This window comes from Chryseobacterium arachidis (assembly GCF_900129245.1).
Taxonomy (GTDB): Bacteria; Bacteroidota; Bacteroidia; order Flavobacteriales; family Weeksellaceae; genus Chryseobacterium; species Chryseobacterium arachidis.
This window is the reverse complement of record NZ_FQUT01000004.1, coordinates 93,044-116,968: the sequence shown is the minus strand read 5'-3', so window position 1 is coordinate 116,968 and position 23,925 is coordinate 93,044. Positions and strand designations below refer to the sequence as shown.

Sequence of the window (23,925 nt, the reverse complement as noted above, 5' to 3'; positions counted from 1 at the left end):
TGTGAAAATCTGTGCAATCTGTGGAAAAAATTATATTAAATCAAGAAATTCAAAACTATATCAACGCAAATCTAAATACAGATTTACATTCTTTACTGTTAAAAAAATCTCCATTTCCTGAAGTTTCTATGCAGGAAATTGTTCAGCAGATCAAAGGAAAACAGGTTGCCCAGAAGAAATTTCCGTTTTTGCTAAAAGACCGAATAATATTCCCTCCACAATTAAACTTAGAGCAGTCTTCGTCCGAAAAAACAGCACTTTACAAATCAAGAATTTTAAAAGGAAAGAAATTCATTGATCTTACGAGCGGTTTTGGAATTGATGCCTACTATTTATCTCAAAATTTTGACGAAATTACTTTAGTCGAACAAAACTCCGACCTTTTGGAAATTGTTGAACATAATTGGGATATTTTAGATAAAAAAGCAAAATTCCTCAATCAGAAACTTGAAGATTTTCTTAACGACAATAAAGCATATTTTAATGTCGTTTATCTTGATCCGGCAAGAAGGGATAATAATAAGAATAAAGTCTTTTTATTGGAAGATTTATCACCGAATATTATTGAAATTCAGGAAGAATTGCGTTTGATTTCTGATGAAGTAGTCATAAAACTATCTCCTTTAATCGATTTAAAATATCTTGTCTCTGTATTGAAAGGTATATTTAGGATTGAAATTATTGCTGTTAAAAATGATGTAAAAGAAGTGGTTGTATTTCTTTCGAAGGAAAATTCTGAGAATATTATCTGCAACTGTGTGAATTTAGAAAGTGATGAATCTGTTTTTACTTTTAATTGGGGTGATGAAGAAAATACTGCAGCAGAATATTCAGAACCTGAAAAATTTATTTATATCCCCAACAATTCAATTTTAAAAGCTGGGATTTTCAATTTAATTTCACAACGTTTCGGGCTAAAGAAACTTCATCCCAATACCCATATTTATACTTCAAATGAAAAAGTAAATGATTTTCCCGGAAGGATTTTAGAAGTGGAAGTTATTGATGCTAAACAGATTAAAAAGAAAAGTCAGTTTAATATTATTTCAAAAAATTATCCTTTAAAACCGGAAGAAATCAAGAGGAAATACGGACTGAAAGACGGTGGAGATCAATATCTTATTTTTACACAATCCAAAAAAGGTAAAATAATAATAAAATCAGTCTAAAAATGTTGCCGAAAAATGTAGGATTTCTTAATTTTGGGCAAACAAAAATTGAAACATGAAATTGCCTGCTTCTGAAGCAATGTGATTTCACAGGATCTTAAAAAAATAAATTTTGCATATGAAAAAATTAGTTATATGTTTAGCCCTTGCTACTGTTGCAGTAAGCTGCAAAAAAATTCAGGCTGGAGGAAACAAAAATACTTTAAAGCTTGAAGAAGGAGCGGACAGATATTCTGAAGATGTACAAGGTGGCGGTGAAGCCCACGGACATGGTCATGAGGCTGCGGCAGAACATACAGAAGGAGCAATGGCTGAAAAGCATGGTGAAGAAGCTCCAAAAACAGATAGCGCAGCTTCAGCAGCAAAACTTGAAGAAGCACACGCTCCAAAGGCTGAACACTAATTATTAGTAAACAATATAAGAGTGCCTTGCAGAAATGCAGGGCATTTTTTGTTGAATGTAATTTGTTAAATATTTAATTATCAGGCTATAATAAAACCTGAGGAAATTTATATGTTTTTGTTTGTTCCTGGGGGGCATTTTTTTTATTTTTAACAAAATAAAATTTTACAATGCAAGAGACATTAAATTACATCAACGAAAACAAACAGCGTTTCGTGGATGAATTGTTTGAGTTACTTAGAATTCCTTCTATTTCTGCAGATCCAGCCTATAAAAATGACGTATTGAAGTGTGCAGATGTTGTAGCAGAATTCCTTAAAAATGCAGGTGCAGACCATGTGGAAGTTTGCCAGACGAAAGGATATCCTATTGTTTATGGGGACAAAATTTTAGATGCAAATTTGCCGACAGTTTTGGTTTACGGACATTACGACGTTCAGCCTGCAGATCCGTTGGAATTATGGACAAAGCCACCTTTTGAACCTTATATTGAAAAAACTGAACTTCATCCTGACGGAGCAATTTTTGCGAGGGGTTCTGCAGATGATAAAGGGCAGTTCTTTATGCATTTGAAAGCTTTTGAAGCGATGATGAAGACCAATGCACTCCCTTGTAATGTTAAATTCATTTTGGAAGGAGAAGAAGAAGTGGGCTCTGTGAGCTTAGGTGACTGGGTTAACGAAAATAAAGAGAAATTATCTTGCGACTGTATTTTAATTTCTGATACACATATTTACAGCAACGAACAACCAACTGTTACTACAGGTCTAAGAGGTTTGAGCTACGTAGAGGTTGAAATTGAAGGACCAAACAGAGATTTGCACTCAGGGCTTTATGGAGGAGCGGTTCCGAATCCTATTCATGTGCTTTCAAGAATGATTGCTAAATTGATCGATGAAGACGGACATATTACAATTGATGGGTTCTATGATAATGTAGAAACTGTTTCTGACGCTGACAGAGCGGATATGAATAAATTGAAAGACAATCCTGAAGAATTCAAAAAATCAATCGGGTTAAATGGAGTAGAAGGTGAAAAAGGGTATACTACCCTGGAAAGAACTTCTATTCGTCCCACATTAGACTGCAACGGAATTTGGGGTGGCTACACAGGAGAAGGAGCGAAAACAGTGATTCCTTCTAAAGCTTCTGCTAAAATTTCAATGCGTCTGGTCCCTTATCAGACTCCGGAAGAAATTACAGGGAAATTCACGAAATATTTTGAGAAAATCGCTCCTGAAAATGTAAAAGTTAAAGTTACTCCACATCATGGAGGAATGCCTTACGTTCTGCCAACAGATACAAAAGAATTCTTAGCTGCAAAACAAGCTATGGAAACCGCTTTCGGAAAAGAAGTACTTCCTTACAGAGGAGGTGGCAGTATTCCTATTACAGCTATGTTTGAGCAGGTTTTAGGAGCTAAGTCTGTATTAATGGGCTTCGGTTTAGATTCTGATGCAATTCATTCTCCAAACGAGCATTACGGATTGTTTAATTTCTATAAAGGAATTGAAAGTATTCCGCTGTTTTTTGAAAATTATTCAAAATAGTTTTTGAATTGACAAATATTTAGTCCTCAAGAAATTTTCTTGAGGATTTTTTGTTTTATTTAAAATATTTTAACTATTTTTAGCAAATACTTAAAATAATACACCATGAAAAAAATTCTACAATCAAGTTTATTTTTATCAGCCGTTTTTTTGGGTTCAGCACAAGTTCTTGAATCAGATAATTATAATTCCTATACTTTAGGTAATGTTTCTACCTCAATGACTACTGCTGGTCAAGGGGGCATGAATTTATACAATGGCGCTATTGCTAATTATCAGATTGTAGCAGGTGATGCTGCACGTGTAAAATATTTAGCCGTAACTGGAGGTTCTGATGGTACAACCACATCTTCAAGATATGTTTACAAAACAGGTTTAGCTACTGCCTGGGCAGGTAGAACTTCCGGTAATAATATAATTAAAGGTAGTTTCGAAGTTTATACGGGTACATCTACAAATAAACACCTTTCTGGAGTTAGTATTTTTGGAGCTGATAATGGAATTGTTGGAATTGGTTATAATTCCCAGACTAAAACAATAAATGGGAGAGCTTACTTAGCTATAACAGCAGATCCCAGTCAAGATGGTTATTACAATATTACAGGTTTAACAGCAAATACTTATCCTGCTAATACTTGGGTTACTTTAGGATTTAGCTATAATAAGACAACAGGTGCTATTACATATGTCGTTGCTGGAAATGCTTTAACATTATCAGTAAATGGGGCTAGTACAGTACCTGGATTTGATCCTGCAGAATTTGATATTCATAGCGCCCCAACAAGAACATCAACAACAGATCCTGCCAATTCAGGACCGACAACTTTTGGTATAGATAATTACGTAATAGAAGCTTCTAATAGTGCTGTTTTAGGAACATCTGATATTAAAAAAGAAAAAACATCGATAATAGCTATTGGGCCTAATCCTACATCAGAATATCTGAATATTCTAACAGAATTAAAGATAAATAAAGCTGAAATTTTTGATATGTCTGGAAAAAAAGTTAATTCGACTTTAGAAGGTAATCAAATAAATGTAAAGCATCTTAATCCTGGTAGTTATATTATTAATTTAGAAACATCAAAGGGTAAGACTGTAGAAAAATTCATCAAAAAATAAATACTGATAAATATTAGTATTCATAAAACGCTCCAATCGGAGCGTTTTTCTTATTTTTAGAAACTAAACTAAATACAATGTTGGAGAACAAAGTGGCTTATATAACAGGCGGAACCAAAGGTGTCGGTTTCGGAATCGCGAAAATATTATTGGAGAATGATATTTCAGTGGCATTTTCGGGAAGAAAAAGAGATGATGTGGAAAAAGCTGAACAGGAATTAAGACAAATTTCTCAAAATGTTTTGGGAATTGTTTCCGATGTAAGAAATCTTGAAAGTGAAAATGAAGCTGTAAAATATATTACCGAAAAATTTGGGAGGCTGGATTTTGTGATTGCTAATGCAGGTTTAGGGATTTTCAAACCTGTGGACCAGCTTTCAGCGGAAGAATGGAATGATATGATCGAGACCAATTTGACAGGTGTTTTCTATACTTTAAAAGCTTCTGTGGAGGAACTGAAAAAGACAGAAGGCTATTACATTACGGTTTCAAGCTTAGCAGGTGCAAACTTCTTTGAGAATGGAACAGGTTATAATGCTTCAAAATTCGGGGTAGTAGGCTTCACACAGGCGGCTATGATCGACTTAAGAAAATACAATATCAAATCAACGGTTATTATGCCCGGTTCCGTAGCAACGAATTTTAACGGAAACATTCCTTCCGAAAAAGATGCCTGGAAGATACAGCCTGAAGATATGGGAAATCTGGTTTTGGATATTTTAAAAATGAATCCGAGAGTTTTACCCAGCAAGATCGAGTTCAGGGCAACACAACCCAGAAAATAATACTTCTAATGCGCTGAATAGTAAATTAATAAGTATTATGCATGCATAATATATTTTTTATTTATATTAGCAAAAATTAATTAAAACAAAATCTCACTATAAATACCCTAATGTTTATAGATAGAGAAACAATAAAATAGTACACATGAAAATATTAGTTTGTATAAGTAGTGTTCCGGATACTACTTCCAAAATTAACTTCACAGCGGATAAGTCTGCTTTCGACAAAAACGGAATTCAGTGGGTAATCAATCCGTTAGACGAATTTGCGTTGACAAAAGCAATCAAATTACAAGAGTCTCAAGGGGCTACGGTAACAGTAATCAACGTAGGTGATGCTGCTACAGAGCCTGTAGTAAGAAAAGCTTTGGCAATCGGAGCAAACGATGCAGTAAGAGTAAACCTGGATCCTAAAGACAGCTATTCTACAGCAAAAGAAATTGCTGCTGTGGCACAAAACGGTGGATATGACTTGATTCTTTGCGGTAAAGAATCGATCGATTACAACGGTGGTTCTGTTCCGGGAATGGTTGCTCAGTTATTGAATCAGCCTTTCGTAAACGCATCTGTAGGTTTAGACGTAAACGGAAGCGAAGCTACTGCTGTAAGAGAAATTGAAGGAGGTAAAGAAACGATTTCTGTAAAATTACCTGCTGTAATTGCCGGTCAGAAAGGATTAGTAGACGAAAAAGATTTAATCATTCCAAACATGAGAGGGATTATGTCTGCAAGAACAAAACCTTTGCAGGTTGTTGAGCCGACTTCTACTGAGGTGAAAGTTCAAGGAGTTTCTTATGACAGTGTTCCTCCAAGAGCAGCTGTGAAATTGGTTTCTCCAGATAATTTGGATGAATTGGTAAGATTACTTCACGAAGAAGCAAAAGTAATTTAATAAGAACCAAGTAAAAAGTAAAAAGATTCAAGATAGAGTTGAAGTTTTAAAGGCTCAAAAGTATTTTATTAATATACAATGCAATTTATAACATTGAATCTTGAACATTAAACCTTAAACAAATTTAAAATGGCAGTATTCGTATACGCAGAAAATATAAACGGAGTTTACAAAAAAGCGGCTTTTGAGGCAGTTTCTTATGCTAAAGCTGTTGCAGATCAGGCTGGTGATACAGTGACGGCGATCTCTGTAAACCCAACAGATTCTTCAGATTTATTATACAAATATGGAGCATCAAATGTAATTAATATCAAAGACGAGGGGCTTAAAAATTTCTCAGCAAAAGCATTTGCTCAGGCTGTAAATGAAGCGGCAAACGGAAATATCTTTGTTTTCCCTCACACGACAGACGCTTCTTCAGTTGCTCCGATGTTGGCAGTAATGAACGGACATTCTTTAATTACTAATGTTTTGGAAGCTCCGGAAAGTCTTTCTCCGTTTCAGGTGAAGAGAAAAGCATTCTCAGGAAAAGGTTTCATGCATGCTAAATCTGAAGGTGCCGGAGTTATTTTAACAGTTTCTCAAAATGCTTTCGGTGTTAAAGAAAATGCAGTTGCTGGTTCAGAAGAAGTGAAAAATCTTTCTGTTGCTAATGAAGATACTAAAGTAATTTCTCACGAGCAAAGTTCAGGAAAACTAGACCTTAAAGAAGCGGAAATCGTAGTTTCTGCAGGTAGAGGATTAAAAGGTCCTGAAAACTGGGGAATGATCGAAGAACTGGCAAACGTTTTAGGTGCAGCGACGGCTTGTTCCAAGCCGGTTTCAGATATCGGATGGAGACCTCACACAGAACACGTAGGCCAAACTGGTAAGGCGATTTCTCCGAATCTTTACATTGCAGTAGGGATTTCAGGTGCTATTCAGCATTTGGCAGGTGTTAACTCTTCTAAAACAATTGTAGTAATCAACAGTGATGCAGAAGCTCCGTTCTTCAAATCAGCTGATTACGGTGTTGTAGGAGATGCTTTCCAGATTATTCCTGCATTGACGGAGAAAATTAAAGCTCTTAAAGCATAAGAGAGGTTAATTGTGAATGGTCATTCGCTTCGCTTGTCAATTTAATTAGTATTTTAATTAAAAAAAATTCACTTGCAAAGCAAAATTAACTTATGAAATAAAATTCGCAATGAACTAATGCATACAACATAGATAAAAGCTCGGCTTCCGGGCTTTTATTTTTGTCTAAAAAAGTAAAAAAAAACTTGAAAAATTAATCTATATTTGTAGCTATGGATTATAAACAGTTAATTATTCGCGGAATATCGTACAGCCAGACGCAATCCGGGGCGTACGCATTGTTATTGGAACATGAAGAAACACATATTAAATTACCTGTTGTTATAGGGAATTTCGAGGCACAATCCATTTCTCTTGGTCTTGAGAAAGACATTCATCCGCCTCGTCCGCTCACACACGACTTATTCACAAAATTTATAGTTTCAGCCAATTATGAATTGGTTTCTGTGATCATTTATCAGATTGTAGACGGAGTTTTCTTCTCTAATATCAACTTTAAAAATAAGGCTAATGATGAAGAATTGATTCTTGATGCAAGAACCTCTGACGCAGTAGCCATGGCAGTACGTTTTGATGCTCCTATTTTTACGACTCAGCAGGTATTGAACGAAGCGGGAATTCTTTTGGAATTGGAAGATGTGGCTAAAGAAGATCAGTCTTTTTCTGAAACTGTTCAGCCGGAAGATAATTTGAGATCTGTTTCTATGGAAGAACTTCAGAAATTATTGGAAGAAGCGGTAAAAGAAGAAGATTATGACACTGCCTTGGAGATTCAGGAAGAAATCAAAAGAAGGAAAAAGAAAATTGATTAAAAGAGATATTTTATACTGACTTATGAATTTAAAATTACGACTAACCATCCTTAGCTTTTTGCAGTTTGGGGTCTGGGGAGCTTATCTTACTTCCATGGGAAATTATCTGGGCTCGGTAGGATTGGGTTCCAAAATCGGACTTTTCTATGCCATGCAGGGAATCGTATCCATTTTTATGCCTGCTATTATGGGAATTATTGCGGATAGATGGATTCAGGCTCAGAAGCTTCTTGGGATTTCGCATCTTCTTGCGGCTGTTTTCCTGATTTGGGCAGGTTATTATGGAATGTCGGCAGGTGAAAACATTGAGTTTTCAAAGCTTTTTCTTCTTTACAGTTTAAGTGTAACCTTTTACATGCCAACAATTGCTCTATCCAATTCTGTTGCTTATACTGTTTTAGTTAATAATAATTATGATACAATTAAATCTTTCCCACCAATTCGTACATTGGGAACTGTTGGTTTTATCTGTGCCATGTTATTTGTAAATTTTGCAGGAATTCAGGATGGGGGATTAAAGTTTAATTTTTCAAATGAAAGCGGATTTTTAAGCTTTCAACACAATTACAGCCAGTTTTTTGTTTCAGGTATTTTAGGAATTATATTATTCTTCTATTCATTTACATTGCCTAAATGTGAAATCAATAAAAACACGGAAAAAAGAACGCTTTCCGATGCATTGGGATTAAAGGCATTTGCTCTGTTTAAAGAAAAAAAGATGGCTATTTTCTTTATTTTCTCTATGTTTTTAGGCGTGTCATTGCAGATTACTAATGGCTATGCAAATCCATTTATTACGAGTTTTAAAGAAATTCCTGAGTTTGCAAATACTTGGGGCTCAAATAATGCCAATGCGCTCATTTCATTATCACAGGTATCTGAAACACTCTGTATATTGCTAATTCCATTTTTTCTGAAACGTTACGGTATTAAAAAAGTAATGCTGATGGCTATGTTTGCATGGTTTTTACGATTTGGACTGTTTGGTCTGGGGAATCCGGGTGGAGGAGTCTGGATGTTTATTCTTTCAATGATTGTGTATGGTATTGCTTTCGATTTCTTCAATGTTTCAGGATCTTTATTTGTAGATAAGGAGACAGATAAAAGTATCCGATCCAGTGCGCAGGGTGTATTTATGATGATGACCAATGGGTTTGGAGCGACTATAGGAATGTTGGGCGCTCAGGAAGTAGTCAATCATTATGTTTTTTCTCAGACAGACCCTATTTTACAGCTTGAAGGCTGGAAAACATCTTGGTATATTTTTGCAGGATATGCGTTAATTGTTACTATTTTGTTTGCCTTAATTTTTAAACACAAGCATAATCCGGCAGAAATCTCAGAAGTAAAGCATTAATTTATATCCCTGATAATTAATATATTAAATTGCACTTTCAAAAAAAGTGCAATTTTTTTTGTCTTTCAGGCAACCATTTAGAAAATATTCCGTCTTATAGATAGAAACAAATACATGAAGCATTTAGAAGAGAATTTTAAACTGGCAAAAAAACATGATCGGAGAGGGCAGAAAGCGCTTTACGAAATGTTTTCGGCAAAAATGCTGGCCGTCGCAAATTCTTATGTGAATAATCTTCATGATGCGGAAGACATCCTGATGAATTCTTTTTTCACATGCTTTTCAAAAATCGATGAATGCAGGGAATGGAAAAGTTTTCAGTTTTGGCTGAGGAAAATTGTTGTCAATAATTCAATCAATTTCATCAGGAAAAGTAAAAATATTCTTTATACAGATCTTGAGGTAAACGAAATCGGAAATATTGATGATGATTGGGAAGAAGAAATAGAGGAAATCAATATGGATGAAATTTTTTCTAAAATGCCGGACGGATACAGATTGATTTTTAATCTTTATGTTTTTGAAGAGAAAAAACACCAGGAAATTGCAGAAATCTTGAATATTTCTGAAGGCACAAGCAAGAGCCAGCTGAGCAAATCTAAGAAATGGATCGCAGATTTTTTAAAACAAAAGAAAGATGAACAACAATACGCTAAATAAATTAAAATCCGATTACGAGGAGCTTGAAATAAAGCCATCTTCCGATCTTTGGGATAGATTGGACGAAAAGTTGGATGAAGCGGCAGAAATCTCTTTAAAACAATCTTTTCAGTGGTGGAAATATGCAGCTGTTGTTCTGTTGTTGATTTCGGTAGGAACAGTGATCTATTTTGTCAATAAAGATGATCAGGAGACAGATTTTATCGTTAAAAAAAGATTAGAAAAAACGGTTCATCCTATTAATCCTGATATTCAAAATCAACCGGTTAAATCAAATGATCAATTAATTCAGCCCGCAGAAAATAATAAATTAGTAGTTTCCACAGAAAATAAAAAGAAAAATATACAGCCTGAAGAAAAAATTGAAATTGTCCTGCAGTGTTATCCTTCAGAGATAAAAAATCAGCTTTTGGTTCAGGAAGAAAAAATAATTAAAAATATTCCTGACACGAATCCTGTAATACAAACAAAGATTGATGAAAAACCTGTTTTAGCCGAGAAAAAGAAAATAAGCTACATTAATGCAGAGGAGCTTCTTCTGGGAAGGGAATTCGACAAAACTCGTGAAGAGGCTAAAAAAGATGAAAAGAAATTCGGGGTTTTTAATGTAAATAAGGTATTTAAAAAGGTCGAAAATGTTACAGTTTTAGGAGTGACAGTCTATTCTGAGCCTAAGTAATAAATCTTAAAATTTCAAATCAAAAAATACTGTTCAAAAACATGAGCAGCACTAAAATATTGTCTAAAAATAAAAAAGAAAAATATATGAAAACGAAAGTTGCTTTAATCTCCGCTTTATTTGCATTCTCTTACTCACAGGCGCAGGAAAAGCCTTATACAGATGTCCAAATGCGTAACTATTCAAGTAAAATAGACAGCATTATCGTCTCTGAAAAAGCTAAAATGAATGATGAACTGGATGCATTAGACAAGACTTTTAAGGACAATAAATTTTCCTCAGAAGAAAAACAAAAACAAAGAACGGAAGTGGCAAAAAAATACGAGCAGATTATTAATGATAAAGTTGACGGCCAAAAAGCAGTTTTGGAGGAAGCAACAAGGGAGCTTGTAAAAAATTCTGTCATGGGTAAGGGAAAAGTTTTTGACAGGGTAGGATTTGTACAGAACAATGCCCTTCTGAGTTTTAAGGATTATAAAAAAACAAAAAAAGAATTGCTGAAAGGAGGAGATTTTAATATTTCTTTTGGATTTACAAACCTTACAAAATCAGCTGGTTCTTTGGCGTTGGGGAACTCATCTGAAGTTATTTTCGGAAAATCTACATCTCTCGTTTTTGAATATAGGATCACAAGACAGCTTGGAAAACTTACTTCTCCGGTTTTTTACCGTATAGGTTTAGGTTCAAGAAATGATAGTTATAAGCTTGCAGATTCTAAAGTTGTTGTTCAACAGAATGATCAGATATCGTTGGATAATTTTACTGCCGGAAATTTAAGAAATTCAAGAATTTCAAATAACTATATTACTGTTCCTGTCGATTTTGTGTTTGTGCTTAATCCTAAGTATACGACCGAAAAAAACGAAAAAATGTTAGATAATACCAAAGGAAATTTTAGACTTACCGCAGGAGTTTACGGAGGTATAAGATATCTTTCCCAAAGCCAGATTCTCTACAAAAATTTTGAAGATCATAAAGTTAATTATAGAGAAAATATCAATGATTCCGTGAATAACTTCCTTTTTGGAGGCAAGTTGTCTTTAGGATATGGAGCTCTGAATGTGTTTATAAAGAAAGACTTTACACCAATTTTTAATGATAATGCAAAGATCAATAATAAATATGGTATCCAAATTGGTTTAGAGTTGCTTTATGTTAATTTTTAAATTATCAATAATATACATGTTTTTTTATAAATTATTAAATGTTATTTTGAAATTTTTATGTATTAATAATTAGTTAACAGTTAATTTCTATATTTAAAATACACTTATTTTAAGTGTGTTTTTTTTTGTACTTTGGCACTTTAAGAAATATGAAAAATATTCAGTTATTAGGATTATTATTAGTGATTGTAGGAAGTTTTCTGCCTTTGGTTCACGTTCCTATCATAGGAAATTGGAACTATTGGAAGCTTGATCATTCTTTAGCCATTGCATGTTGGATTTTTTCTGCCGGAGCACTTTTTGGTATTGTGAATAATAGTGTAAAAATGGCGAGAATTTCTGCGATTCTTTTAGTTCTACTCTTCATTTTTACATTATTTGCAGTTAAAATGCAGTCGATGGAGTATTTCAGTTTCATGCCTTTTAAATCATGGCAGGAAAAATTAGCAGGTATTGTAAAATTAAGATGGGGCTGGATTGTAGAATTTTTGGGAGCTTTCATCATCATTTTAACTAAAAATAATAAATAGACACATATATGAACTTTGTAAAAGTATTTTCTGTAGCGGCATTATTTTTATGTGTTTCTCAAATAAATGCTCAGAAAAAAGAAACTCAAAAACCAAAAGTTGAAACGGCAAAACAGAAACCGCTAGACAATCCTGTAAATTGTAAAAATATCAAGGAAGGAACATTTTTGCGCATCAATTACCCGAAAAATCTTTGGTATATGACGGTGAAAGATAATGTTCAGACAGAATATTACAATAATGGGAAAGATTTCATTAAATCGAGCTTGGTTTTCATTGATGACTGCAATTATAAAGCGATTGTGCTTGAAAAAACAGAAAAAGAAAACCCGATAAAAGTAGGAGATATTTATTCCAATAAAATATTTGCAAGTCAGAATAACTTTTTAAGAATAGAAAGTGTTTTGAATGGTGAAAAATACGATTTGCCCTTAGAAAAAATAATAGAAAACAAAAAATAGAAATTATATACACATGAAAGAAGTATTCATCGTTTCCGCAGTAAGAACTCCGATAGGAAGTTTTTTGGGAAGTTTATCAACTGTTCCGGCTACTAAATTAGGAACTGTTGCGGTAAAAGGAGCATTAGACAAAATCGGTCTTGATCCGAAACTGGTTCAGGAAATCTATATGGGGAACGTTTTACAGGCGGGTGAAGGACAGGCTCCGGCTCGTCAGGTTGCTTTAGGAGCGGGTCTTTCTATTGAAACACCTTCTACTACGGTAAATAAAGTTTGTGCCTCAGGAATGAAAGCGGTTTCAATGGCTGCACAGGCAATCAAAGCTGGTGATGTAGACGTAATCGTTGCAGGAGGTATGGAAAACATGTCCTCGGTTCCTCACTATTATAACGCAAGAAACGCGACTAAATTAGGTGATGTAAAAATGTTGGACGGAATGGTTCTGGACGGACTTACAGACGTTTACAACAAAGTTCACATGGGAGTTTGTGCAGAAAAATGTGCAACAGACTATAACATTTCGAGAGAAGAGCAGGATAATTTCGCCATCGAATCTTACAAAAGAACTGCAAAAGCTTGGGGTGAAGGTAAATTTGCTGATGAGGTTGTTCCTGTAGAAATTCCTCAGAGAAAAGGGGATGCTATTATTTTTGCTGAAGATGAAGAATATAAAGCGGTAAACTTCGACAGAATTCCTACACTTCCTACAGTTTTCAAAAAAGAAGAAGGAACAGTAACAGCTGCAAATGCCTCTAACCTAAATGATGGTGCTTCTGCATTAATCCTTGTTTCTAAAGAAAAAATGGAAGAATTAGGTCTGAAGCCATTGGCAAGAATTGTTTCTTACGCTGATGCAGCTCAGGCTCCGGAAGATTTCACTACAACTCCTTCTAAAGCATTGCCGATTGCTCTTAAAAAGGCAGGTCTGGAACTTACAGATATCGATTTCTTCGAATTCAACGAAGCTTTCTCTGTAGTAGGTTTGGCAAATAACAAAATCTTAGGATTAGACGCTTCTAAAGTGAATGTAAACGGTGGAGCTGTGGCTATTGGTCACCCTCTTGGAAGTTCAGGATCCAGAATTATCGTTACTTTGATCAATGTATTGAAGCAAAATAACGGTAAATATGGTGCTGCAGCGATCTGTAACGGAGGTGGCGGTGCTTCTGCAATTGTTATCGAAAACATGCAATAATTATTTTATCAATAAAATTCAAAATCCGGAAGTTTTTAAGCTTTCGGATTTTTTTATTAGAGCCTATTTAAATTTAAAGTTTTATGACTCTATTATTTTTAAACGCAAAGTTTTAATTCTACTTACATATTATTTTAGGAAGCAAAGGCAAATAGAATTTGCCGCGCGAAGCTTGAAAACACAGCTTCATCAAATCAACTTGTTGATTCTTCTTTGCCCACCTAAATAATAAAATCTTTGCGTCAAAAAATGAAGGCAGATTTTTAGCTTTTAATCAAATTTAAATAGCCTCTTAGTGATTGTCCATATTTGTAAAAATCGAAAAACCCTAATGCTTTCTTAACTTAAAAACGCACAGTTTATCAAAAATCTTTGTACCCTTTGTATTAAAATTAAGTTTAATGGAAAACAATTTAAAATCATTGACAATTGTCAAGAGTTTTTTCAAGCAAATATCAACGGTATTTGGCGGCTTCTGTAGGTAATTTTGTCTCATTAATAACAACAAAAAATTTTAAAAATGAACAAAATAGTTTTCATTACAGGAACAAGTACAGGATTCGGAAAATTAATGACCATCACACTTTCTAAAGCAGGTCATACCGTAATTGCAGGAATGCGCGGAACTTCAGGAAAAAACGCAGAAGTTGCCCAAGAACTTTCATCTCTCGAAAATGTAGAAGTGGTTGATATTGATGTTACAGAAGATGATTCTGTTAGCAAAGCATTTGATTATGTTTTAAATAAGTATGGTCGTGTTGATGTTCTGGTGAACAATGCAGGTTTGGCAGGCTTCGGTTTGGTAGAAGCGTATTCAATCGATCAGATCAAAAAGTTTTTCGAAGTCAATTTTTATGGGGTGATCCGTACGTACCAGGCGGTTTTGCCAAGTATGAGAAAAGCAAAATCAGGATTAATTATTAATCTTTCTTCCGGAGCAAGCGGACATTCAATGCCTTTTATGGGACCGTATCTGGCATCTAAATTTAGTGTTGAAGCAGTTGTGGAAGCTATTCAGGATGAATTGGCTCAATTTAATATAGAAAATGTAACCATTCAGCCGGGAGTTTATCCTACAGAAATGAATTCGGGCGGAAAAGCAGGAGTACAGGCAGACAAACCTGAAATTGCAAAAGAATATGATCCTGTAGCTTCTGATATGTTTAATGCGATCGGAGCCGGATTATTCGGTAAAATGCAGGAATTTGATATGAATCCTCAGGTTATTGCAGACGGAGTTTTGAATCTTGTTAATATGGAACAGGGAACTCGTCCTTTACGTTATCCGCTGGATGCGATTGCCCAAGGTACAGATGTTGAATTTATCAATACCAGAGCAGAACTCAAGAAAAAATGGATGGAGAAATATTCTGGATAATTGATCAGAATAAACTTTGATAAAAAGCGAGAAGTGATACAGAAATGTGTCACTTTTTTATTAATAAAAATTTTTAGATTTTATAAAAAAGAAGTGAGATCTTATGTTAAATTCTAATTAATAAAAAAAAGCGCCGAATATTCAATGGTTTTGCTATTTTTGTGTTTATTAATAATTATTAGAAATGTCTGAAATTGAGAATCCACAACCTCAAAACATAAAGAATAATCCAAAGATCATGAAAGCCTGGGCGGTTTATGACTGGGCAAATTCCGTTTATTCTTTGGTAATTACTTCTACTATTTTTCCCATTTATTACTCTATTCTTACCACAGCGTACGAAAAGAAAGAATATGTAGAGGAAACAAAATCCTGGATTGACGTTCCCGTACGACACATGATCAAAATTTTCGGAAAGGAATACCAGCCGGATGCGGTTTACGGATATTCTTTAACGATTTCCTTCTTCGTCGTTGTTTTGTTATCTCCGTTTTTATCTTCTTTGGCAGATACGATCGGGAATAAAAAATCTTTCTTACAGTTTTTCTGTTATTTAGGCGCAACTTCTTGTATGGGATTGGCAATGTTTACAGGGATGCACAATGTATTTTTAGGATTGTTATTCAGTATCACAGCAAGTGTCGGATTCTGGGGAAGTTTGGTATTCTATAACTCCTTTTTACCGGATATTGCGACAAGAGACAAACAGGATGCACTTTCCGCAAAAGGGTATGTTTACGGATACATCGGTTCTGTAGTTTTGGTGGTGATCTGTTTATTATTAATTCAGGTTTTTGCTAAAGGTGCAGCGCAACAGTTGTTATTTACAAGAATCAGCTTCTTATTAACAGGAGCCTGGTGGTTCGGATTTTCTCAGTATACATTTAAGCATTTGCCTCAATTTGGTGATGTTAAAGAAAAGCTTCCAAAAGATTTAGTATTATTAAACTATAAAAATATCTTCAAAAAGCATGAAGAGCAGGGTGGTTTTTTTGAGGTTTTAAAAGATAATTTAAGTTTCTATAAAGATATTGCAAAGGAAAGCTTCCACGAATTGTTTAAAGTAGGAAAAGAGCTTTTCAAAGACAGAAATCTGAAATATTTCCTTTCAAGTTTCTTCTTTTACAGTGTAGGAATGCAGACGATTTTCTTAATGGCAACATTGTTTGGAAAGAGCGAAATCAACCTTCCTCAGGATAAATTGATCGGGACGCTTTTGGTTATCCAGATTGAAGCGATTATCGGAGCGGTAATTTTCTCAAGATTGTCAAGAAAAATAGGAAACAAAAACGTAATTACGATTGCCATCATACTTTGGATTGTAGCTTGTATTTGGGCATATTTCCTTAATAAAGAAAATCCTACGGTAGAATATCAGTTCTATGGCGTTGCTGCAGTAGTAGGTCTTGTAATGGGCGGACTTCAGGCGATGTCAAGATCTACTTATTCTAAGTTACTGCCGGAAAATTCCATGGAAAACACAACATTTTTCAGCTTCTATGATGTATTGGAAAAAATTGCAATTATTGTAGGAACATTTGTTTTTGCTTTATTTATCGATAAATACGATGCTTTAAGAGATATTTTTGCTAAGATCGAGATTGTGCTTCCTTCGGCTTCAGGGATGAGGTTTGCAGCATTTTCAATGGCACTGTTCTTTTTTGTAGGCTTAATTCTAATAAGATTCTTAAAATTGAGTCCTCAAAAAAAATAATTAGAAATATTTACTATAAATTCAAAGGCGCTCATTTTTAGCGTCTTTTTTATTAAATAATTTTTCGATGAAAATATTATAAAATTTATTCAATATTTATGGGTTTTAATTATTTTAAAATTTAATTTACGTGAAAATTATATCATTATTTCATGATATTTATATTTTTTTTGTTTATTTGCAAATTCTTAATAAATAGTAATAATGATAAAAAAACTTCTAACACTCTGTCTTCTGCAGTGTGCAGTTTTCGGTTTTTCTCAAAACGCACGGCCTGTTGCCCAGAAAATCGCAGAATTTCATGCCGACAAGAAAAATTTTGAAAAGTATGATTTGTTCACGGTCAACAAAACTTCTGAAAAATTAGCCGAATACAAAAGGGCTGCAACAGACATTTCAGTACTGAATATCGATGCTAAACAGCTACGAAAACTTGTTCACGAAAAACCGGAATACTTAGAAGTTTCTTTTCCTTTCGACGGAAGACAGATTACAATGGAGTTGTATAAAAATCAAATATTTACCAATGATTTTAAAGTAACTACCAACAAAGGCGAAATCGTAAACTATACTCCGGGAGCTTATTATCAAGGGATTGTAAAAGGAGACAGCCAGTCTATTGTAGCCTTCAGTTTCTTTGACGATGATATCGTGGGAGTTGCTTCTACCTTAGAATTAGGAAATATTATCGTTGGAAAAGCGAAAAATTCTACAGATTTTGTAAGCTATTCAGAAGCAAAGCTTACCGGTGTTAATCCTTTTGTTTGCGGCATTGATGAATTAGCGGAAAATCAAAAACAGAAAACTTCTTTCGATCCTGCTGCACAGAAAAATACAGCAAAGGTAATGACGCAGAACTGTGTAAGAGTATATTACGAAATCTGTTACACCCCTTATGTTAACAATGGTTCCAATACAACTACCACTTCAAATTGGCTCACAGCGATCCATAACAATATTTCTACTCTTTATAATAATGATGACGTAAAAATTGCTCTTAACGAAATTTATATTTGGACAACAGCTGATCCATATACAGGCACACCTAATGCAAATCTTGCAAGCTTCAGAACAAACAGACAGACTTTCAACGGAGATTTGGCACACTTGGTAAATCAACCTTCCACAACAAGTGTGGCGTATGTAAATTCTCTTTGTACAACAAGTCGTCATGCGTATTCCGGAGCTTCTCAGACCTACAACAACGTTCCGGTTTATTCATGGACGATCATGGCGATGACTCACGAAATGGGTCACAGTTTAGGATCTCCTCACACTCACGCTTGTGCATGGAACGGAAACAATACGGCAATCGACGGATGTGGTCCTGCAGCGGGAGCAAATGAAGGATGTATAGGTCCTATTCCTTCTACAACTCAGAAAGGAACAATCATGAGTTACTGCCACTTAATTTCTGGAGTGGGAATCAACTTTGCCAATGGTTTTGGCCCTCAGCCGGGAGCTTTAATCAGAAGTACTGTAGATTCAAAAGCATGTTTAGGCACTAATTGTATAACCGCCTGTGCTACAACGATTTCAGGATTAGCCGTTTCAAATATTACGCAGATTTCTGCAAATGCTTCATTTACAGATGCAACTTCCACCTCATGGAAATACAGATTAACAAAATTTGACGGAACTCCGGTTTCTACGGGGACATCTACAACACAATCTTTTAGTTTTTCAAATCTTCAGCCGGCAACGTATTATCTTTTATCTGTAGGAACAGACTGTTCTGCAGCATATCAGAGAAATCAAATGTTTTTAACAGATGCGGACTGGTGTGGCGGTGCATTGTTTACGGACACAGGAGGTACTGCAGCAAATTACGGAGACAACCAGACGATTGTAAAAACATTTTATCCAAGTTCAGGAGCATTAAGCATGAATTTTACAGAATTTGGTCTGGAAGACGGTTATGACTTTATGTATATTTATAACGGTCCGTCTACAAGCTCACCCATATTCGCAAACGGAAATGCGTTAACAGGAACAAATTTACCGGGAACATTTACTTCTACACACCCTTCAGGTGCCATTACAGTAAGATTTGTTTCGGATCAGTTAGAAAATGGAATTGGTTGGAAAGCAAATTTCTCTTGTGCAGTTTTAGCGGTTGAAGATGTTAATACGAAAGATAATTCAGTAAACATCTATCCGAATCCTGCGAAAAATGTGATTACAATTTCTTCTAAAGATGCTTTGAAATCATTTAAAATTTATGATGAAGCAGGAAGATTAATCAAATCTGAATCTTCTTTAAAAGGAACTAAGTTCGACGTTAATATTTCCTCCATGCAAACCGGAAACTATGTGGTAACCGTGGAAACAGAAAAACAGAAAATAACGAAGAAGTTAATTAAACAATAATTTTTCAATATTTAATAATAAAAGCCTGATTTTGTCAGGCTTTTTTGTTAACTTTAATACAGAAAATACAGATTTTAAGAATTAACTAAAGTTTGAATATCTTTTCTCTGTTAAAATTATGTTAGAATTCGGCTCGAATTTTGCTAATATTCAGCGGAATAGTTTTAAATTTGTAAAAAATTTATTTAAATAAATGACAAACCCTTTATTTTACGCAAAAATTCTTTTGTTCGGAGAATACGGAATCATCGAAGATTCCCAAGGTTTGACATTACCTTATAGTTTCTATAAAGGTACCCTTAAGTTCTCATCATTAGATTCTGAATTTGAAAAAAAATCTAATGAACACCTTATAAAATATGCGAAGTATCTACAGAATTTAGAGCTTCCCGAGACTTTTGAACTGAATGTTTCAAAGTTTGAAGAAGAGATTGCTGCAGGATTATTTTTCGACAGCAACATTCCGCAAGGTTATGGAGTAGGAAGTTCGGGTGCTTTGGTAGCGGCTATTTTCGAGCGTTATTCTATTTCCAAACATGAGCCTGAAAATATTTCTAAGGATGAATTGAAAAATCTCAGAACGGTTTTCGGTTTAATGGAAAGTTATTTCCACGGAAAAAGTTCAGGAATTGATCCGCTTATCTGTTATATGAATCTCCCTATCCTTATCGAGAGTAAAGAAAGTGTAGACAAAGTTGCCATTCCTGCCAGCGAAGCTGGGAAAGGAGCAATTTTCCTGATAGACTCAGGAATGACAGGTGAAACCGGTCCAATGGTCCAGATTTTCTTTGAAAAAATGAAGACTGAAGGTTTCAGAAAAACCTTGAAAGAAGAGTTTATCCGTTATAATAATGCTTGTATCGATGCTTTCCTGAAAAAAGATATGAATCCATTCTTTAGAAATTTAAAAAAACTTTCTCATTGGGCATACGAACATTTCCGTCCGATGATTCCTGAAAGTTTATTTAATGTCTGGAAAAAAGGCCTGGATTCTAATGCTTATTATTTAAAACTCTGCGGAAGCGGTGGAGGTGGTTATATTTTAGGTTTCACTAAAGACTATGAAAAAGCAGAAAAAATGCTTGACGGCTTTCATAAAGAAGTAATTTACAGATTTTAACAGGCTGGGGAATGAATTCTGAAAAAGAAAATTTCCATCAGAAAATTGATATCAAAAAATCTTTTTTTTACAGATTTTCACAATTCGTGGGCTTTCTTTTGGGAGCTCGCTTTTTTGTTGCCGCATTACTCACTTTTGCGCTGTATGTATCAACCTATTTTCTGTTCAATCAGGATGAAACTTTCAGAAAATTTGTTTTCGATTTCAAAGTTCACGGGATTATTTTCTGCACCGTTCTTACGATTCTGGCAGGAGGAATTATCAATCAGTTTTACGATTTTGAGAAAGACCATGTAGTAAAACCTTTCAGAACCAGGCTTCAGAGCTTTATTAAGCAAAAGTACTTTCTATACGTTTATTTATTTTTCAGTATAATTTCTTTGGGAATTGCATGGATGATTTCACACAGGGTTTTTGTCTTTTTTATTGTTTATCAGTTCTTTATGTGGTTTTACAGTCATAAGCTAAGCAGAATACTAATCCTGAATAATATAACATTTGTAAGTCTTACCTTGTATCCTTTTTTCGGAATGATGGTGTATTACGGAACATTTTCCAAGAAAGTTTTATTAATGGCAATTTTCCTGTTTCTGATACTTTTATGTATTGATATTGTGAAAGATACACTCACTAAAAGTGTTGATAGGGCTTTCGATTATATCACCATTCCTAATTATTTCAAAAGCAAAAACAGCCGGATCATTATTATTTCTTTATTGATTATTACAATTGCTGTTTCCATGAAACTGATCCTCAGAACAGGAATTTCAGGATTTATGGCTTATTATTTTTCGGGAGGTTTATTCGTTTTCATCCTTTGCATTTATCTGCTTTTAAACCAAAGCAGGAAAAGTAATTTTGTGACACTCAATATTTTGAGGTTTTGGGTTTTTGTTGGAATTATTGCCATGCTTTTAAACGGACTGGAGGGTAAATTGTAGAAAATTTTCTCCAAAAAACCTGATACTTTTCTTACTTTTGCAGAACCTAAAATTTATATAAAGTAATGCCCATTTTTAACGATACTAAAGTCGCATTTGCAGATAAATCTGATGCACAGTTAAGAAAAGCGTATTGGATGTTCAAGATGATTGAGCAACCTTCATTGACAAGAATTGGAACTTCTGTTCTTAATTTTACAGTCCACAATAATTTTCCATTCGTTACCGGAATTGTAAAAAATACCTTGTTTGAGCAGTTTTGCGGTGGTGAAACACGCGAAGAAAGTATGAAAGTGGTAAAACAGCTTTTCAAAAGAGGGGTTGGAAGTATTTTCGACTATTCGATTGAAGGTAAAGAAGATGAAGCAACTTTCGACGCGGTTTGCAAAGAGATCAAAGACATCGTAAGGTTTTCTGTAGGAAATCCCGCGATTCCGTTTATTGTATTTAAACCTACGGCTTTTGGAAGAATTGATTTGTATGAAGCTGTTGGAAAAAATGCAGAGCTGACTTCAAGCCAAAAAGAAGAATGGGAAAGAGTCGTAAAAAGATTTGATGAAGTTTGTAAACTTTGCCATGAAAATGATAAAAAAGTAATGGTAGATGCCGAAGAAACATGGATGCAGGATGCAGCCGATCACCTTTGCGAAGAAATGATGGAGAAGTATAATCAGGAAAAACCGATCGTTTGGAACACAATTCAGATGTACAGAACCGGAAGACTTGAATATATGGAAGCGCATTTGCAAAGAGCAAGAGAAAAAGGCTATTTCATTGGGTATAAGATTGTTCGAGGGGCTTACATGGAAAAGGAAAGAGCAAGAGCAGCCGAAAAAGGGTATGCAGATCCGATCCAGCCCAACAAAGAATCTTCTGATAAAAACTATAATGCAGGAATCGATTTCGTAATGAATCATTTAGATAAAGTTTCAGCATTTTTCGGAACTCATAACGAACTGTCTTCTGAGTTAGTTATGGACAAAATGAAAGCTGCAGGTCTGGAAAATGATAATCCTCACGTATATTTCGGACAGCTTTACGGAATGAGTGACAATATCACTTTTTATTTATCGGATAAAGGGTATAATGCGGCGAAATATCTTCCTTATGGACCCGTAAAAGATGTTGTTCCTTATCTCACAAGAAGAGCCCAGGAAAACACGTCGGTTGCAGGGCAGACGGGTAGAGAGCTTGGTCTTATCAGTAAAGAATTAGAAAGAAGAAAAAGTAGTAGATAAATCTTCTTATCATATAATCTAAAACCTTACAACAAAATTGTAAGGTTTTTTTATTTAATCGCTTTTATATTTTGATCAATTTTAGAAGCACAGAAAATATTATATATCCGATCTTAAATAATGAAATTATATTCTAAAAATAAATATTAGCGAGCGTACAAAAATTATCAATTAGTAAAGCAATAGCTTAAGCTTCTTTTTCAAATATTTTAGCCTGGTTATTTTGTAGAATCGGGTTTTTTTATGGCTCAAAACTTTCAAATTTTCCATTTTCGTAGAAAATAACAATGCGCTTTATCTTATTTTGTTGATTTTCAATAGCTTGATTAATAATTTGGTCATTAGATTTTTCTAATCGCTGAGAATCAGATATTTTTTGCTGTGCTGTACTTTGATGCGGTATAATAGATTCTCGTTCGCTTGTTTTTGATTGCTCAATTTCTTCTTCAGTTCCAAAATCCTCATCATTATTCATCATCGTGAAAAGATCGGGTAGAGAAGTGGTTCTCGGTTTTTCTTCCTCTTCAATTTTTTCCGACTCAAATTCTGGGATGGCCGTTTCCTTAAGCTCCGATTTTAACATTTCGCCTTCACCAGTAACAAGCCAATCCCAAAGAATCTCTGGAAAACGTGATTTTATTTTTATGATAAATTCAAGAGAGGGCTTATTCCTTCCGGAGGTAATATGAGAAATAGAAGAACGCTGTACGTCGATCTCATCAGCAAATTCGGAAGAGGTAAGATTAGAATACTCTATAACTTTTGAAATTCTCTCGTTTAAGCTCATAAAAATTCGTTTTAATAATGTTACAAATGTAAATAAATAAATTTACAAATGCAAATTATTGAAGTAAACAAATGTAAATCGATATAAAATACATTTGTAAACTATATAATTACCATAAAATCAATAATTTATCTTTAAATATCAAAATCTAAGCAAGATTTTACAAAAGTTTATCAACAATTAAATCTCAGAAACCAGTATTATTAAATCAAAAAGCCGATAACTTATTAATAAGTTATTCTTAAATAAATGCTAATATTTGCTTAATAAAATTATTTTTGCTTCGGTTTATATTAGGTATCTAATAATATTCAGAGAATAAGCCATAAATACCTATTAAACTTCGAAAATTCACTAAAAAGAGGAGTTTACGGCTGTAAAATATTAAGAATAAAGCCTTAATAATCAGTAGGCACACTTTTTTAGTATATATTTTATAATTGTAATATATTTAATCAATTTACATTATTAAACTAAGTGAAAAAAGGGAAAATTTTATTTAACTTAAATCAAAAATTA

Annotated in this window: 22 protein-coding genes; 21 read left to right on the top strand and 1 reads right to left on the bottom strand. The window is 34.2% G+C overall.

Going from position 1 to position 23,925, the window contains the following annotated elements:
* The first annotated feature begins 20 nt into the window (after window positions 1-20).
* The 21 genes from BUA89_RS09115 (at window position 21) to BUA89_RS09015 (ending at window position 22,619) form a co-directional block, all read left to right on the top strand.
* The gene (locus tag BUA89_RS09115) at window positions 21-1,169 is read left to right on the top strand and encodes a class I SAM-dependent methyltransferase (RefSeq protein WP_072956100.1); all 1,149 of its coding nucleotides are present in this window, start codon (window positions 21-23) and stop codon (window positions 1,167-1,169) included.
* A gap of 118 nt (window positions 1,170-1,287) precedes the next feature.
* Window positions 1,288-1,572, top strand: a complete 285-nt coding sequence (locus BUA89_RS09110; protein ID WP_072956097.1) for a hypothetical protein — start codon at window positions 1,288-1,290, stop codon at window positions 1,570-1,572.
* A gap of 170 nt (window positions 1,573-1,742) precedes the next feature.
* Window positions 1,743-3,122, top strand: a complete 1,380-nt coding sequence (locus BUA89_RS09105) for a dipeptidase (protein ID WP_072956093.1) — start codon at window positions 1,743-1,745, stop codon at window positions 3,120-3,122.
* Window positions 3,123-3,227: 105 nt separating this feature from the next.
* Window positions 3,228-4,244 carry a T9SS type A sorting domain-containing protein gene (locus BUA89_RS09100; protein WP_072956090.1) on the top strand — a complete coding sequence of 339 codons (1,017 nt, stop codon included), beginning with the start codon at window positions 3,228-3,230 and terminating at the stop codon, window positions 4,242-4,244.
* Between the two features lie 77 nt (window positions 4,245-4,321).
* A complete protein-coding gene (locus BUA89_RS09095) occupies window positions 4,322-5,029 on the top strand; it encodes an SDR family oxidoreductase (RefSeq protein WP_072956087.1) in 708 nt (235 codons plus the stop codon).
* A 145-nt stretch (window positions 5,030-5,174) separates the two neighbouring features.
* A complete protein-coding gene (locus BUA89_RS09090) occupies window positions 5,175-5,921 on the top strand; it encodes an electron transfer flavoprotein subunit beta/FixA family protein (protein WP_072956084.1) in 747 nt (248 codons plus the stop codon).
* 129 nt (window positions 5,922-6,050) lie between these two features.
* Window positions 6,051-6,998, top strand: a complete 948-nt coding sequence (locus BUA89_RS09085) for an electron transfer flavoprotein subunit alpha/FixB family protein (protein ID WP_072956081.1) — start codon at window positions 6,051-6,053, stop codon at window positions 6,996-6,998.
* 212 nt (window positions 6,999-7,210) lie between these two features.
* Window positions 7,211-7,810 carry a bifunctional nuclease family protein gene (locus BUA89_RS09080; protein WP_072956078.1) on the top strand — a complete coding sequence of 200 codons (600 nt, stop codon included), beginning with the start codon at window positions 7,211-7,213 and terminating at the stop codon, window positions 7,808-7,810.
* Between the two features lie 22 nt (window positions 7,811-7,832).
* Window positions 7,833-9,167 (top strand): MFS transporter, encoded by a 1,335-nt coding sequence (locus BUA89_RS09075; protein ID WP_072956074.1) that lies wholly within the window; start codon window positions 7,833-7,835, stop codon window positions 9,165-9,167.
* Window positions 9,168-9,281: 114 nt separating this feature from the next.
* Window positions 9,282-9,827 carry an RNA polymerase sigma factor gene (locus tag BUA89_RS09070; protein WP_072956071.1) on the top strand — a complete coding sequence of 182 codons (546 nt, stop codon included), beginning with the start codon at window positions 9,282-9,284 and terminating at the stop codon, window positions 9,825-9,827.
* Window positions 9,805-10,506, top strand: coding sequence for a hypothetical protein (locus BUA89_RS09065; RefSeq protein WP_072956068.1), 702 nt, complete (start codon window positions 9,805-9,807; stop codon window positions 10,504-10,506). Before BUA89_RS09070 ends, BUA89_RS09065 begins: the two co-directional genes overlap by 23 nt.
* A gap of 86 nt (window positions 10,507-10,592) precedes the next feature.
* Window positions 10,593-11,672 (top strand): hypothetical protein, encoded by a 1,080-nt coding sequence (locus BUA89_RS09060; protein WP_072957089.1) that lies wholly within the window; start codon window positions 10,593-10,595, stop codon window positions 11,670-11,672.
* A gap of 149 nt (window positions 11,673-11,821) precedes the next feature.
* Complete coding sequence (locus BUA89_RS09055) at window positions 11,822-12,202, top strand: hypothetical protein (RefSeq protein WP_072956066.1); 381 nt, start codon at window positions 11,822-11,824, stop codon at window positions 12,200-12,202.
* Between the two features lie 8 nt (window positions 12,203-12,210).
* Entirely contained in the window at window positions 12,211-12,663 is a 453-nt protein-coding gene (locus tag BUA89_RS09050) for a hypothetical protein (protein ID WP_072956064.1), read from the top strand.
* Window positions 12,664-12,676: 13 nt separating this feature from the next.
* Window positions 12,677-13,858: an acetyl-CoA C-acyltransferase gene (locus tag BUA89_RS09045; RefSeq protein ID WP_072956061.1), complete on the top strand. Its 1,182-nt coding sequence runs from the start codon at window positions 12,677-12,679 to the stop codon at window positions 13,856-13,858.
* A 520-nt stretch (window positions 13,859-14,378) separates the two neighbouring features.
* Window positions 14,379-15,236 (top strand): SDR family oxidoreductase, encoded by an 858-nt coding sequence (locus BUA89_RS09040; protein ID WP_072956059.1) that lies wholly within the window; start codon window positions 14,379-14,381, stop codon window positions 15,234-15,236.
* A 184-nt stretch (window positions 15,237-15,420) separates the two neighbouring features.
* Window positions 15,421-16,950, top strand: a complete 1,530-nt coding sequence (locus BUA89_RS09035) for an MFS transporter (protein WP_072956057.1) — start codon at window positions 15,421-15,423, stop codon at window positions 16,948-16,950.
* A 204-nt stretch (window positions 16,951-17,154) separates the two neighbouring features.
* Window positions 17,155-19,320: a T9SS type A sorting domain-containing protein gene (locus BUA89_RS09030; protein ID WP_072956054.1), complete on the top strand. Its 2,166-nt coding sequence runs from the start codon at window positions 17,155-17,157 to the stop codon at window positions 19,318-19,320.
* 193 nt (window positions 19,321-19,513) lie between these two features.
* Window positions 19,514-20,440, top strand: a complete 927-nt coding sequence (locus tag BUA89_RS09025; RefSeq protein ID WP_072956052.1) for a mevalonate kinase family protein — start codon at window positions 19,514-19,516, stop codon at window positions 20,438-20,440.
* Window positions 20,441-20,451: 11 nt separating this feature from the next.
* Window positions 20,452-21,381, top strand: coding sequence for a UbiA family prenyltransferase (locus BUA89_RS09020; protein ID WP_072956047.1), 930 nt, complete (start codon window positions 20,452-20,454; stop codon window positions 21,379-21,381).
* Between the two features lie 65 nt (window positions 21,382-21,446).
* On the top strand, window positions 21,447-22,619 hold the full coding sequence (locus tag BUA89_RS09015) for a proline dehydrogenase family protein (protein ID WP_072956044.1): 1,173 nt from the start codon (window positions 21,447-21,449) through the stop codon (window positions 22,617-22,619).
* 241 nt (window positions 22,620-22,860) lie between these two features.
* Here the strand turns inward: BUA89_RS09015 and BUA89_RS09010 are convergent, their stop codons facing one another.
* The gene (locus BUA89_RS09010; protein WP_072956041.1) at window positions 22,861-23,406 is read right to left on the bottom strand and encodes a helix-turn-helix transcriptional regulator; all 546 of its coding nucleotides are present in this window, start codon (window positions 23,404-23,406) and stop codon (window positions 22,861-22,863) included.
* Window positions 23,407-23,925: the final 519 nt, after the last annotated feature.

What these genes read in the sequence shown, in the direction of transcription:
- BUA89_RS09015 (WP_072956044.1), top strand. Translation starts at nt 21,447, where the DNA reads ATGCCCATTTTTAACGATACTAAAGTCGCATTTGCAGATAAATCTGAT.
- BUA89_RS09110 (WP_072956097.1), top strand. Translation starts at nt 1,288, where the DNA reads ATGAAAAAATTAGTTATATGTTTAGCCCTTGCTACTGTTGCAGTAAGC.
- BUA89_RS09055 (WP_072956066.1), top strand. Translation starts at nt 11,822, where the DNA reads ATGAAAAATATTCAGTTATTAGGATTATTATTAGTGATTGTAGGAAGT.
- BUA89_RS09105 (WP_072956093.1), top strand. Translation starts at nt 1,743, where the DNA reads ATGCAAGAGACATTAAATTACATCAACGAAAACAAACAGCGTTTCGTG.
- BUA89_RS09050 (WP_072956064.1), top strand. Translation starts at nt 12,211, where the DNA reads ATGAACTTTGTAAAAGTATTTTCTGTAGCGGCATTATTTTTATGTGTT.
- BUA89_RS09100 (WP_072956090.1), top strand. Translation starts at nt 3,228, where the DNA reads ATGAAAAAAATTCTACAATCAAGTTTATTTTTATCAGCCGTTTTTTTG.
- BUA89_RS09010 (WP_072956041.1), bottom strand. Translation starts at nt 23,406, where the DNA reads ATGAGCTTAAACGAGAGAATTTCAAAAGTTATAGAGTATTCTAATCTT.
- BUA89_RS09035 (WP_072956057.1), top strand. Translation starts at nt 15,421, where the DNA reads ATGTCTGAAATTGAGAATCCACAACCTCAAAACATAAAGAATAATCCA.
- BUA89_RS09045 (WP_072956061.1), top strand. Translation starts at nt 12,677, where the DNA reads ATGAAAGAAGTATTCATCGTTTCCGCAGTAAGAACTCCGATAGGAAGT.
- BUA89_RS09085 (WP_072956081.1), top strand. Translation starts at nt 6,051, where the DNA reads ATGGCAGTATTCGTATACGCAGAAAATATAAACGGAGTTTACAAAAAA.
- BUA89_RS09020 (WP_072956047.1), top strand. Translation starts at nt 20,452, where the DNA reads ATGAATTCTGAAAAAGAAAATTTCCATCAGAAAATTGATATCAAAAAA.
- BUA89_RS09090 (WP_072956084.1), top strand. Translation starts at nt 5,175, where the DNA reads ATGAAAATATTAGTTTGTATAAGTAGTGTTCCGGATACTACTTCCAAA.
- BUA89_RS09065 (WP_072956068.1), top strand. Translation starts at nt 9,805, where the DNA reads ATGAACAACAATACGCTAAATAAATTAAAATCCGATTACGAGGAGCTT.
- BUA89_RS09070 (WP_072956071.1), top strand. Translation starts at nt 9,282, where the DNA reads ATGAAGCATTTAGAAGAGAATTTTAAACTGGCAAAAAAACATGATCGG.
- BUA89_RS09030 (WP_072956054.1), top strand. Translation starts at nt 17,155, where the DNA reads ATGATAAAAAAACTTCTAACACTCTGTCTTCTGCAGTGTGCAGTTTTC.
- BUA89_RS09060 (WP_072957089.1), top strand. Translation starts at nt 10,593, where the DNA reads ATGAAAACGAAAGTTGCTTTAATCTCCGCTTTATTTGCATTCTCTTAC.
- BUA89_RS09080 (WP_072956078.1), top strand. Translation starts at nt 7,211, where the DNA reads ATGGATTATAAACAGTTAATTATTCGCGGAATATCGTACAGCCAGACG.
- BUA89_RS09040 (WP_072956059.1), top strand. Translation starts at nt 14,379, where the DNA reads ATGAACAAAATAGTTTTCATTACAGGAACAAGTACAGGATTCGGAAAA.
- BUA89_RS09095 (WP_072956087.1), top strand. Translation starts at nt 4,322, where the DNA reads ATGTTGGAGAACAAAGTGGCTTATATAACAGGCGGAACCAAAGGTGTC.
- BUA89_RS09075 (WP_072956074.1), top strand. Translation starts at nt 7,833, where the DNA reads ATGAATTTAAAATTACGACTAACCATCCTTAGCTTTTTGCAGTTTGGG.
- BUA89_RS09025 (WP_072956052.1), top strand. Translation starts at nt 19,514, where the DNA reads ATGACAAACCCTTTATTTTACGCAAAAATTCTTTTGTTCGGAGAATAC.